Source organism: Paenibacillus sp. J22P15 (genome assembly GCF_056269345.1).
Window position 1 is genome coordinate 75,441 of record NZ_JBWDNT010000001.1, and the last position, 12,727, is coordinate 88,167.

The following is a 12,727-nucleotide window of genomic DNA, read 5'->3' on the forward strand; positions in this document are numbered from 1 at the left end:
ATGGGAGGTAGTTAGAGTGAGTAGAGCAAATCAAAGTATTGTCGCCGATTTATCGTTGGCGCCGGAAGGTCATTTAAAGATTGATTGGGTAGCCGCGCATATGCCGGTATTGAATACCATTCGTGAGCAATTTGAGAAGGAACAGCCGTTTAAAGGACTGAAGGTTACAATCGCTCTCCATTTGGAAGCGAAAACAGCTTATTTGGCTAAAGTGGTTAAAGCGGGCGGTGCTGAAGTCACAATTACGGGCAGCAATCCATTATCTACACAAGATGATGTTTGTGCCGCTCTTGTAGAGGATGGCATAACCGTCTATGCGAAATATAATCCAAGTGCGGAGGAATTTAAGGCGCTTAATGTTAAAGCCCTTGAGTGGAAACCGGATCTAATTATTGATGATGGCGGTGACCTTGCTACAATTCTTAACTCGGAGCATCCAGAGTTTGGTGAAAACCTGCGCGGTGGAGCGGAAGAGACGACGACAGGAATCATTAGGTTGAAAGCGATGGAGAAGGATGGTTCACTGAAATTCCCGATGGTCGCTGTGAATGACGCCTATTGTAAGCATCTTTTTGATAATCGCTACGGTACGGGGCAATCGGTTTGGGATGGTATTAATCGGACGACCAACCTTATGGTTGCTGGTAAAACAGTTGTCGTTGTCGGTTATGGCTGGTGTGGTAAGGGTGTTGCAATGCGTGCGAAGGGTCTTGGCGCCAATGTCGTTGTAACTGAGATCGATGCGATTAAAGCGGTCGAAGCGTATATGGACGGTTTTGCTGTGATGCCGATGATCGAAGCGGCGAAGGTAGGAGAATTTTTCGTTACGGTAACAGGTAATCGTGACGTCATTCGCGGAGAACATTATAAAGTGATGAAAGACGGAGCGATCATTTCAAACGCCGGTCACTTTGACGTTGAAGCGAACAAACCTGAACTTGTTGCCTTATCTTCAAGTGTACGTACCGTTCGTCGCAATATCGAGGAGTACAAGATGGAGGATGGCCGGAGCATCTACTTGCTTGCAGAAGGTCGCCTTGTTAATTTGGCTGCTGGTGATGGTCACCCTGCAGAAATTATGGATATGACCTTCGCGCTTCAAGCGGTTGCTCTAAAGTATGTAAATGAGCAATATAAAACGATTGGCAGCAGAGTCGTTAATGTGCCTTACGAGCTTGATGAGCAAGTTGCTAGACTTAAGCTGCAGTCGCTCGGTTTCGGTATTGATAAGCTGACGACAGAGCAGTCAGCATACCTCGACAGTTGGAAAGAAGAATAGAAAAATGATGAAGCCGCGAGCAATCGCGGCTTTTTTTGTTGCAACAATACTACTGTAACCTTTTATTCCCAGCCTGCGTCTAAAGGTAAATAAAAAGTAGGGGGGATTTTCTTGTATAGACATAAAAAAGAAATTGTAGCGTTCATCTCAATAATCGTTTTAATTGGTATGTTAGTGGGTTGTTCTTCCTCTAATAAAAATGCAAGCAGCACTCAAAGCTCGGAATTCGCAATGATGGATTCTACAGCACCGGGGAACATGGATGGGGAGACGAGCTATGTTGCGACTGAAACAGCTGCTAAGGATGAATCGCTTTCTGTCAAGGCAGATGACCAGGGCAAAACCATTGGCGGGGGGATAGATTCTCAGTTGGCCATCGGTACAGATGGTTTCAATCAGAAAATTATTTATACTGCTGCTTTAAGTATGCAAGTAGACGAACTGGCAACCGCTGCAACCTCGCTTCGCAACGCGATCCATCAAAGCGGTGGTTATCTCTTGCAATTTCAAGATACGAAGCATGAAGGAGAAATCGGTTCAAGCTACACGATCAAAGTGCCTGCAGCGGGGTTTATGTCGTTTATTGATCGAGTGGAGCAAATTAAACATAACGCCTTTGAACGGAATATCGGAGGCAAGGATGTATCTGAGGAATATGTTGATCTTGAATCAAGGCTAAAGGCGAAGCAGTTAGTTGAGACTAGGCTGCTAGGGATGATGGATAAAGCGACTAAGGCGGATGATCTGTTAAAATTCTCACAGCAGCTCTCAGCGGTGCAGGAGGAAGTTGAACGAATCAAAGGACGGGTTCGTTATTTGGATAATAACGTAGCTTTCTCAACCGTGGAGCTGCGAATGTACCAAACGAATCAAACGCTAAAAAATAAAAGTTTGGATAAACCGCATCTTGGCGGCAGGATGTCTGATGCATTGATTAGTACTACGAAGGTTTTATGGGATGCTATTAATTTATTGCTGGTTGTATTAGCAGGCGCGTTGCCAGTGTTAGCTGTACTTGCTGTTATTTCGATCCCCTTGTTTTGGCTTAACAGGAGATGGAGAAACAAAGAACCAAAGCAAGCCAATCGAGATAAAGAAGAGCCTCCTGTGCTGTAATGATTAATAATCTTTAATACTGTGAAATATTTTAGAAAATCCTGCTCATTGAGCAGGATTTTTATTTTAGGTGGCGAACTACTGTAACTAGGTGGGGAAAAGTGGGGCAAAGTGGTGGAAATAGGGGAAGGGGTGGTTCGAAGTCATGTTTATGGGTGAATATCAACATAGCATTGATGAGAAAGGCCGAATCATCATACCTTCGAAATTCCGAGATTCGCTAGGCGCCTCTTTTATTGCAACCCGCGGTTTAGATAATTGCTTATTCGTATATCCCATGAGTGAGTGGAGCGTCTTGGAGCAGAAGCTCAAATCGCTGCCGCTTATGAAGTCAGACGCACGTGCATTTACTCGGTTTTTCTTTTCGGGAGCGACCGAATGTGAGCTGGATAAACAGGGAAGGGTAAATATACCTAGCCATCTTCGCGAATATGCGAAGCTGGATAAAGATTGTATGGTGCTCGGCGTATCCAGTCGTGTTGAGATATGGAGTAAACAGACATGGGACGGTTATTATGAGCAATCAGAGCAAACCTTTAACGAGATCGCCGAGAAACTCGTAGATTTCGATTTCAACTTCTAGAATGGACAACAAGAATGGGGGGCTTAGGCGTGTTTCAGCATGTAACAGTACTTTTGGAAGAAGCGGTTGACGGTCTGGCAATTAAGCCGGACGGCATCTACGTCGATTGTACGCTTGGAGGAGCGGGGCATAGCGAATTAATTGCGTCCCGTTTAGGCGAAGGAGGGCGGTTAATCGCATTCGATCAGGATGACTGGGCGCTGGATAATGCCCGTGTTAGGCTTGCTCCTTATATAGATAAAGTTACACTTGTAAGAAGCAATTTCCGCGATTTGGAGCAGGAGCTTAGAAACTGCAACGTTCCAATGCGGGGTGGTGTACCGCAAGTCGATGGCATATTATTTGATCTTGGCGTTTCTAGTCCGCAATTGGATGAAGCAGAGCGCGGATTTAGCTACAATCACGATGCTCCTCTAGATATGCGTATGGATCGAGAGGGTGATCTAACTGCTCATGAAATCGTAAATACATGGGAAGAACGTGATATTTCCCGTATATTGGACCGTTACGGCGAAGAGAAATTCGCTCGTTCTATTGCTAGGAATATTGTGAAAGCAAGGGAAAAGGCACCTATCGAGAAGACAGGTGAGTTGGCAGAACTAATCAAGAATTCGATACCTGCTGCTACAAGGCGTACAGGCGGACATCCCGCCAAGCGGTCCTTTCAAGCGCTTCGTATCGCTGTGAACGACGAGCTTGGCGCTGAGGAAGAGGCGCTCGAGCAGACCATTCGTTGTTTGGCACCTGGAGGCCGGGCATCTGTTATTACTTTTCATTCACTTGAAGATCGTATATGCAAGCAGATATTTGTGAAGTTTGTAGAGAAATGTACTTGTCCAGCTGATTTTCCATTATGTGTCTGTGGAAATGTCGGGCAGGTGAAATTAGTCAATCGGAAGCCGATTGTGCCTACAGAGAGAGAACTAGAGCTTAACCCGCGTGCGAGGTCGGCAAAGCTTAGAGTCGCAGAAAAATTGTAAGAGGGGGATTTGAATTGGCGTATGTGAATGGCAATTTAGCACTGCAACCTAAGCGGAAGCAGGATCAACAAACAGTTATCAAGGAAACGAAACGGCTTGTAAAGACTCGTAAATCTTTACCTGTTCATGAAAAATTGTTGTATATGTTTACTATACTAATATGCGTTGCAGTTGCTGGTGTCATAATTTTACGCTATGCACAAATCTATGACATGAGAGTTGAAATTAAAAAACTCAACAATGACTACCAAACGATGAATGTTGAGATGGAAGACTTAAAGAAACAAGTTGAGGTGCTCAGTGATCTTGATCGTATACGCAAGCTTGCTGAGACTCAAGGGATGGTTAGCTCAGTTGAGGGTGGAATTACCGTGAACACAGGTGACGACGTGATAAAATCAGCAATGAGTGAATAGGGTGTGTGATGATGAAAAAAAGAATTAGAATGAGGACACTTTTTTTTGGAGGGGTAATGACCCTCCTTTTTCTCTTTTTAATAAGCAGAATTTATATCGTACAAGTTGTTGAAGGTGCTGATTGGTATAATCTAGCGAAAACCAGATGGTCTACTGAAGAGAAGATGTTGGCTAAGCGCGGGACAATAGCCGACCGCAATGGCAATGTATTGGCAATGGACACAATGGCCTATAATGTTTCTGTTAATCCGAGGCTGATAGACGAGCAGAAACTTACAGAGGAAGTCATTAATGGCTTGCACGACATACTTGAAGTACCGAAGGATGAACTTCGGAAAATTGTAACCGCAAAAAAAGATGACGGGAATTATTATGCTTACCGGGAGGTGCGTAACGGGGGCTGGCAAATAGACAAAGCGCATGCCGATAAAATTAAAGAGTTTCGTAAAGAATTGTCCGAAGAAAAGGGGTTATATAGCGTCGGTATCGACTTGGAAGAAAATTTAAAACGTTATTACCCTCAAAATACTCTAGCGTCGCAGCTAGTAGGCTATTTGGACAAAGAGGGCACAGCGATGACAGGTGTTGAGGCATCTTTCAACGAGCAACTGCAGGGTAAGAACGGTTATATCAAGTATGAAAAGGATGGGGAGTACGTTCAGCTCGCTGAGGGAGAAGTAGATTTTAAGCCGGCAGAAGATGGTCAAGACATGAAATTAACGATAGATAATGAGATTCAGTATTACGTAGAGGAAGCGCTTCGGGAGATTATGGAGAAATATGCTCCAAAAAGCGCAACAGCTATTGCGGCAGATCCCAATACGATGGAGATTCTCGCTATGGCAAATGTGCCGCAGTATAATCCAAATGAATATTGGAAAAACAACGCGAACTCTTATAATCATGCCATAAAATCATTGTATGAGCCAGGCTCTACTTTCAAAATTATGACACTGGCTGCAGCTGTTGAAGAAGGTGTGTTTAATCCGGAAGAGGAGTATCAATCAGGTCAAATTAAAATCAAAGGTGTACGTAATCCCATTCGTGATATCAGGACTAACTGGGGGAAAATCACGTTTATGGAAGGATTAAAGCGTTCCAGTAACGTCGCGTTCGTCAAGCTTGGTTATGAACGATTAGGCGAACAGAAGCTGAGAGAATATTATACGAATTTTGGTTTTGGGCAAAAAACAGGAATTCAGCTTGGAAATGAGCTTAGCGGCACTATTAACTTCCGTTATCCTAGTGAAATCGCAAATGCGACCTTTGGTCAAGGTGTTGTTACGGTTACTCCTATTCAACAGGTTGCGGCGGTCGCTGCGGTTGCTAACGGCGGGAAGCTGCTTCAACCGCAAATCGTGAAAAGTATGACGGACCCGACAACCAAGACGACAACGACTTTTGAACCAAAGCTGGTCCGTCAAGTTATATCAGAGGATACCTCTAAGAAGGTTGGCGAATATTTAGAGCAGGTTGTATCCGACCAGGAAATAGGTTCTGGTAAAAACGCTTATATTGATGGCTACCGTGTTGCAGGTAAAACAGGAACAGCCCAAAAGGTTACTACAGTAAATGGTAAAGCCGGATATTCAGATTCAAAGTACGTCGTTTCCTTTATTGGATATGCGCCGGTTGACAATCCCAAAATCGTCGTTTATGTTGTCGTCGATGAACCGAATTCTGCGTTTGCTTCAGGAGGCACTGTAGCAGCACCGGCGTTTAAGCAAATCGTTCAAAAAAGTTTGCGAAAAATGGGTGTTGCCCCTAGTTATTCAGATGATTCCAAAAACGTGAAAAAGGAAGCAACGATAACTGTTCCGGATTTAACTGAAATGAACGTTGCTCAGGCCAAAGCAGAATTGAAAGCAAAAGCAATGACGTCTGAATTAGTTGGCAACGGTAAAACCGTGCTGCAGCAAATTCCAGCTGCTGGTTCTGCTGTACATCCTACACAGCGGATATATCTCATAACGGAGGCGAAGGAAAAGCTGGCTATTCCTGACTTGACGGGTGTATCACTCAGGGATGCGCTAGAATTAACGTCGCTAATCGGTATTAGGCTTATTCCTGAGGGACAAGGCTATGTCGTATCTCAGAAGGAAGAGACGTTAAATAACGTAAGAGTGTTGAAGGTCGTACTTGCTCCGCCGAACAGCGTTCAGAAACTGCCTAACCCAGAGGATGCGAAAGACGCGGACAATAAGGAAAGCAAACCTGAAGCGGAAGGCGAAGAGGGCGAGGGTCAGTCTTCAAAGAATGAAGAGCAAGCAGCTGATTCCGATACAAGCAATAACGGGAACGAAACACCACAGTAAAACATTTGTTCATTCCATAGTAAGCAGGCTGCCTTGTTAATGCTTGTTCTATCGTCCGCTTGTCCCGAATAATCTGGGAATGAGCGTAATCGTGCGCTCCTTTCGAAACAGGTCAAGCGGAGGGGGAACAAGTAATGAAGGTATCCAATGTAACAGTTAGACGACGTTTATTTATCGTGCTTATACTTGCCGGGGTGTCATTCCTGGCATTATGTGTGAGACTTAGCTTTGTACAACTATGGCAAGGTGAGGAACTGGCAGATAAAGCTGAGGATTCATGGAGAAGGAACATTCCGTATGTGGCAAAGCGCGGTGAAATTGTTGATCGCAACGGTACTGCGCTCGCATACAACGTAAGTTCTCCTACGGTGTATGCCATTCCAGTTCAAATTAAAGACAAGCAAGCTGCGGCTGCTGCTCTTGCCCCGCTGCTTGATATGTCGCAGGAAACGCTGTACAAAAAAATTAAAACAAAAGCCTTAATTGTGAAGCTTGGACCAGGCGGTCGTAAAATTACTCTTGAAAAAGCTGAACAAATTCGTGATCTGGGTCTCCAAGGCATCGTTGTGGCGGAAGATAACAAACGATTTTATCCTTTTGGCAGTTTAGCAGCGCATGTGCTTGGATTCACGGGAATTGACAATCAAGGCTTAACAGGGATAGAAGCGAAATACAATAAGGAGCTTAGCGGTATCGGCGGCAGTGTTTCTTTCTTGTCAGATGCGGCAGGTAGGCAAATGCCTAATTCATCAGATACCTATGTGGAGCCTAAAGACGGTCTTACGATGCAGCTTACGCTCGATAAGCAGATACAGACGGTTATGGAACGCGAGCTTGATCAAGCGATGACGAATTTGCAGCCAGATGGTATAATCGCGATTGCGATGGATCCGAATAATGGAGAAATTCTCGGGATGGCGAGCAGACCTACCTATGAACCAGACAAGTATCGTGAGGTTCCAGCGGAGGTTTACAATCGAAATCTACCCATATGGATGACATATGAGCCAGGTTCTACTTTTAAAATTATTACGCTTGCTGCGGCTCTGGAAGAAAAGAAAGTAGATTTAAAAAATGAGCGTTTTTTTGATCCAGGTGCTGTTGAGGTAGGCGGGGCTAGACTTCGCTGCTGGAAAAAGGGCGGGCACGGCAGCCAGACTTTCCTAGAGGTCGTTGAAAATTCTTGCAATCCAGGTTTTGTAACGCTTGGTCAGAGACTTGGCAAGGATATGCTATTTGATTACATTAAAAATTTCGGCTTTGGCACGAAGACAGGCATCGATATTGGCGGCGAGGAAAATGGGATTCTGTTTAAGCTTAGTCAGGTAGGTCCCGTAGAACTGGCGACAACTGCTTTTGGCCAAGGGGTGTCCGTTACACCGATTCAGCAAATAACAGCGGTTTCCGCAGCGATAAATGGCGGTACGCTATATAAACCCCATGTAGCAAAGTCATGGATAAATCCGGAAACGGGAGCGACCGTAGAAAACGTGGAGTCGGTTGCGGTAAGAAAGGTCATATCCGAGGAAACGTCCAAACAAGTGCGCGAAGCGCTTGAGAGCGTTGTTGCGAAGGGAACCGGTCGAAATGCGTTCATTGACGGTTATCGTGTGGGCGGGAAGACAGGAACTGCGCAAAAGGTTATTAACGGGCGTTATTCACCGAATGAGCACATCGTTTCTTTCATCGGCTTCGCTCCTGCTGATGATCCGAAAATCGTCATTTACGTCGCAGTAGACAATCCTCAGGGCATTCAGTTCGGCGGTGTTGTAGCGGCGCCAATCGTACGCAATATGTTGGAAGATGCGCTCACTATTTTGGAAATTCCAGCTCGTGAGAAGCAGATTGATCGCATTTATAAATACGGAGAAACGCCAATTGTGACTGTACCGAATTTGATAGGCAAAACCGTGTCGGATTTGTATGAGGATATGAATATGAATTTCAATCTAACTACTGCAGGCTCTGGCAAAACGGTCATCAGGCAAGCTCCAGCTGCCGGAACTCGAGTGGATCGCGGATCAACAATTCGGATCTATTTGGGTGAAGAAGATAATATATCCCATTCACATTGACTATAATGGTAGTTAACGAGGGTGCTGCAGGCGGGTGCTTGGATAATCCGTCGGCGCTTAAGGGAGGAGCTGGCAGATGCGTGTAAAAGATCTTGCAGAGTTGCTTGTAACCGCACGGCTGATTGGCGATGGGGAAACAGAATTGACCGGCATTGAGACCGATTCGCGTATAATAAGTGAAGGCCAATTGTTTATTTGCTTGAGAGGGCATACGGTCGATGGACATTTGTTTGCACCGGAAGTGGTCGCCTCAGGCGCAGCAGCACTGATAGCAGAACGTGAGCTGGATCTGCCGGTACCGCAAATTATTGTAAGAGATTGCCGTCTTGCCATGGCTGTTATTGCTAATTATTATTATAAACAGCCTAGTCAAGCGATTAAGCTGATCGGTGTAACGGGAACGAATGGAAAAACAACAACGACATATTTAATTGAGCAGATTCTAAACGACCAAAATAAGCCTACGGGTGTTATCGGTACGATTGAGCGTCGCTATGCTGGTCAATCGTTCCCGATGACGGGTACGACGCCTCAAACACTTCAGCTGCAGCGTTATCTCGGTGAGATGCGAGATGCGGGTACGAAATATTGTGCGATCGAAGTTTCTTCCCATGCACTGGAGCAAGGACGGGTGAAGGGCTGTCGCTTTCGGACAGCAGTATTTACCAATCTATCGCAGGATCATTTAGACTATCATGAAACGATGAGCCGTTATGCAGCGGTAAAAGGATTATTTTTCTCTAGGCTCGGAAATGTCTATGCGGCAGCGGAAAGTGAGCGCTCTTATGCGGTTATTAATGCTGATGATGCTCTATCGGAGGAATACACGGAGCTGACAGCGGCAGAGGTTATTACTTATGCAATCGACATGGAAGCGGATGTTCGCGCTTCAAATATTCGAATCACTGCGCAGGGAACTACCTTTCATGTTCAAACGTTTCGAGGCGAGACGGATGTAACACTGCAAATGGCTGGCAAGTTCAATGTTTACAATGCACTTGCTGCTATTAGCGCGGTGCTTCTAGAAGGTGTGAAGCTAGAGGGGATTGCCGCTAGTCTTAGCGCTATACCCGGTGTTCCTGGCCGAGTCGAGGCGGTTAATGCCGGGCAGGCATTTGCTGTTATTGTAGATTATGCGCATACACCGGATGGATTGGAAAATGTACTCAAAGCAATTAAACAGTTTGCGGAAAATCGGATCATATGTGTATTTGGCTGCGGAGGCGATCGGGATCGCACGAAGCGGCCGCTTATGGGGAATATTGCAATGAAGTATGCGGATTATGCCATTATAACATCAGATAACCCGCGCTCAGAGTCTCCTGAACTTATACTAAAGGATATTGAGGACGGACTAATAAAAAGCAATATTGATTGTTCAACCTATGAATTAATTGTTGATCGGAAAGCAGCAATTCAAAAAGCTGTTGAAATGGCAAGCCTCGGCGATGTAGTATTGATTGCGGGGAAAGGCCATGAAACCTACCAGGATATAAACGGAGTTAAATATCCATTTGATGATCGAAAAGTAGCGAAAGAAGCGATAAGGGGAATCATACATTGATTAAACGTACCATCAAGCAAATTGCCGAAATGAGCGGCGCAAAATGGAATGGAAATAACGCAGAACTTAATATAACGGGTGTAACAACTGACTCGCGGCAGGTTGCAGCGGGACAGTTGTTCGTTCCGCTTGTCGGGGAGAACTTCGACGGGCATGCCTATCTGGAGCAGGCGATTCAGAACGGAGCGGTTGCTGCCCTTTGGAAGAAGGGCCGTGAGGTGCCTGCTTCCCTTGAAGGAGTACCGCTGCTCATCGTTGGTGATACACTGGTAGCTTTGCAGCGGCTGGCGACAGCTTACCGAAGTGAGCTTTTCGTTCGTGTTGTCGGAATTACTGGCAGCAACGGGAAAACGACGACAAAGGATATGGCAGCTGCCATTCTAGGAACCTCCTATAAAGTTCATAAGACAGAAGGAAATCTGAATAATCATATTGGCTTGCCGCTGACGGTGCTTCAACTTGAGGAGGACACGGAGGTAGCCGTGCTCGAGATGGGGATGAGCGGCTTCGGCGAGATCGAGCTGCTAACAAAGATTGCTCAGCCGGACGCTGCAATTATTACGAATGTCGGTGACGCTCATTTGCTGCATCTCGGTTCTAGAGCCGGTATCGCAAAGGCGAAGCTGGAAATTGCACTTGGACTTAGTGAGGATGGTTTGCTGCTTTATAATGGTGATGAGCCGCTTCTTAAAGCCGAGCTCGAGCGCTCGATACTCCCAGCAGGCATCGTACGCCGCACTTTTGGATTAGCAGAGCAAAATGAATGGTCTGCTACTGATATCAGCATTGAATCGGAAGCTGCGACATTCACAGCTATTTATAATGGGACGCCAAGTGGTCTAGGGGCTGTTCGAATTCCCGTTCCTGGCCAGCATAATGTGAGCAATGCGCTTGCTGCGATTGCGATTGGTCGTTTCTTCGGCGTGCCTGCTGCAAAAATTATTGAAGGTTTAAGCAGCCTTAAGCTGACGGGCATGCGTATTCAGCCTGTTCGTGCTTTCAACGGTGCCATGATTCTGAATGATGCATATAACGCTAACCCAACAGCCGTGCGTGCGGCGATCGATCTTGTAGAACAATTGGATGGATATACTCGCAAGTTGATCGTGCTTGCGGATATGCTCGAGCTTGGGCCGGAAGAGCAGGGATTGCACTTTGAGGTTGGCGCATATATTACGCCAAGTAAGGCGGATACCGTCCTTACGTACGGACCATTAGCTCAGCATATTGCAGAAGGCGTTAAGTCACGCTTCCCGAACGATGCAGCGAAGGAAGCTATTAAACATTTTGAAAACAAAGAAGAGCTTGCAATGTGGCTTCGCAACGAGCTGCAGCCGACGGACATCGTTCTTATAAAAGGTTCACGCGGCATGCAAATGGAACAGATTGTCCAAGCTTTGGAAGTGGGGTGAGGATATGGATATGATGGTCATTTTATTTTCGATTGGTGCTTCATTCCTGCTAGCGGTTCTGCTCGGGCCATTGTTCATACCCGTACTTCGCCGCTTAAAGTTTGGTCAGCAAATTCGCATGGAAGGCCCGCAAAGTCATTTGAAAAAAAGCGGAACTCCGACAATGGGCGGCATTATCATTATGGTCGCCCTCATGATTGCGTTCTTGAAGTTTTCTGATAAAACAGCAGAGTTTTGGGTGCTGCTAACGGCATCGCTTGGATTTGGCCTAGTGGGTTTCTTGGATGATTATATTAAAATTGTATTCAAAAGATCGTTAGGACTGACTGCAAGGCAGAAGCTGTTTGGTCAACTGCTCTTTTCAATTATCGTGTGTGCGATGCTCTATAATATGAACCACAGTACTGTACTATCAGTACCAGGTACAGGCTGGGGATTTGATTTAGGATGGTTTTATTATCCCTTTGTTGTCATTATAATGTTCGCAGCGAGCAATTCAGTTAACTTTACCGATGGTCTCGACGGTCTTCTTGCCGGTACGAGCGCTATTGCATTTGGTGCATTCACGGTAGTAGCTCTGCAAACCTCGGCTCATGAATCGGCTGTGTTCTCTGCAGCAATGGTTGGCGCGGTATTAGGCTTTCTTGTATTTAACGCTCATCCAGCTAAGGTATTCATGGGAGATATGGGTTCTTTAGGTATTGGAGGCGGTATTGCCGCGGTCGCTATTTTGACTAAAACTGAGCTGTTGCTTATTATTATCGGCGGTGTTTTTGTACTTGAGATGTTATCTGTTATTTTGCAGGTTGGCTCCTTTAAGCTCAGAGGGAAACGTATTTTCAAGATGAGTCCGATTCATCATCATTTCGAACTCGTCGGTTGGTCAGAATGGAAGGTAGTTACGGTGTTTTGGCTCGTAGGTTTGGTATTTGCAGCAATTGGTCTTCTATTTGTAATATAATGGATATAATTAAAAAGAATAAGCGG

The 12,727-nt window shown here is 45.5% G+C and carries 10 protein-coding genes; all 10 read left to right on the forward strand.

Features of this window, described 5'->3' with window-relative positions; genetic code table 11:
• Window positions 1–16: 16 nt before the first annotated feature.
• The 10 genes from AC0YN6_RS00360 (at window position 17) to mraY (ending at window position 12,701) form a co-directional block, all read left to right on the forward strand.
• On the forward strand, window positions 17–1,279 hold the full coding sequence (locus AC0YN6_RS00360) for an adenosylhomocysteinase (protein WP_475744318.1): 1,263 nt from the start codon (window positions 17–19) through the stop codon (window positions 1,277–1,279).
• 111 nt (window positions 1,280–1,390) lie between these two features.
• On the forward strand, window positions 1,391–2,395 hold the full coding sequence (locus AC0YN6_RS00365; RefSeq protein ID WP_475744319.1) for a DUF4349 domain-containing protein: 1,005 nt from the start codon (window positions 1,391–1,393) through the stop codon (window positions 2,393–2,395).
• 145 nt (window positions 2,396–2,540) lie between these two features.
• Window positions 2,541–2,978: a division/cell wall cluster transcriptional repressor MraZ gene (mraZ, locus tag AC0YN6_RS00370; RefSeq protein WP_475744320.1), complete on the forward strand. Its 438-nt coding sequence runs from the start codon at window positions 2,541–2,543 to the stop codon at window positions 2,976–2,978.
• A 29-nt stretch (window positions 2,979–3,007) separates the two neighbouring features.
• On the forward strand, window positions 3,008–3,958 hold the full coding sequence (rsmH, locus tag AC0YN6_RS00375) for a 16S rRNA (cytosine(1402)-N(4))-methyltransferase RsmH (protein WP_475744321.1): 951 nt from the start codon (window positions 3,008–3,010) through the stop codon (window positions 3,956–3,958).
• Between the two features lie 14 nt (window positions 3,959–3,972).
• Window positions 3,973–4,374, forward strand: a complete 402-nt coding sequence (ftsL2, locus tag AC0YN6_RS00380) for a cell division protein FtsL (protein WP_475744323.1) — start codon at window positions 3,973–3,975, stop codon at window positions 4,372–4,374.
• A gap of 56 nt (window positions 4,375–4,430) precedes the next feature.
• Window positions 4,431–6,689, forward strand: coding sequence for a penicillin-binding transpeptidase domain-containing protein (locus tag AC0YN6_RS00385; RefSeq protein ID WP_475744324.1), 2,259 nt, complete (start codon window positions 4,431–4,433; stop codon window positions 6,687–6,689).
• Window positions 6,690–6,823: 134 nt separating this feature from the next.
• A complete protein-coding gene (locus AC0YN6_RS00390; protein WP_475744326.1) occupies window positions 6,824–8,764 on the forward strand; it encodes a stage V sporulation protein D in 1,941 nt (646 codons plus the stop codon).
• A 76-nt stretch (window positions 8,765–8,840) separates the two neighbouring features.
• A complete protein-coding gene (locus AC0YN6_RS00395; RefSeq protein ID WP_475744327.1) occupies window positions 8,841–10,328 on the forward strand; it encodes a UDP-N-acetylmuramoyl-L-alanyl-D-glutamate--2,6-diaminopimelate ligase in 1,488 nt (495 codons plus the stop codon).
• The gene (locus AC0YN6_RS00400) at window positions 10,325–11,740 is read left to right on the forward strand and encodes a UDP-N-acetylmuramoyl-tripeptide--D-alanyl-D-alanine ligase (protein ID WP_475744329.1); all 1,416 of its coding nucleotides are present in this window, start codon (window positions 10,325–10,327) and stop codon (window positions 11,738–11,740) included. The genes AC0YN6_RS00395 and AC0YN6_RS00400 overlap by 4 nt, the downstream gene beginning before the upstream one ends.
• A 4-nt stretch (window positions 11,741–11,744) precedes the next feature.
• Complete coding sequence (gene mraY / locus AC0YN6_RS00405; protein ID WP_475744330.1) at window positions 11,745–12,701, forward strand: phospho-N-acetylmuramoyl-pentapeptide-transferase; 957 nt, start codon at window positions 11,745–11,747, stop codon at window positions 12,699–12,701.
• The last annotated feature ends 26 nt before the right edge of the window (window positions 12,702–12,727 follow it).

Coding starts and splice junctions, on each gene's coding strand:
- mraZ (WP_475744320.1), top strand. CDS start 2,541: ATGTTTATGGGTGAATATCAACATAGCATTGATGAGAAAGGCCGAATC.
- AC0YN6_RS00390 (WP_475744326.1), top strand. CDS start 6,824: ATGAAGGTATCCAATGTAACAGTTAGACGACGTTTATTTATCGTGCTT.
- AC0YN6_RS00385 (WP_475744324.1), top strand. CDS start 4,431: ATGACCCTCCTTTTTCTCTTTTTAATAAGCAGAATTTATATCGTACAA.
- AC0YN6_RS00395 (WP_475744327.1), top strand. CDS start 8,841: ATGCGTGTAAAAGATCTTGCAGAGTTGCTTGTAACCGCACGGCTGATT.
- mraY (WP_475744330.1), top strand. CDS start 11,745: ATGGATATGATGGTCATTTTATTTTCGATTGGTGCTTCATTCCTGCTA.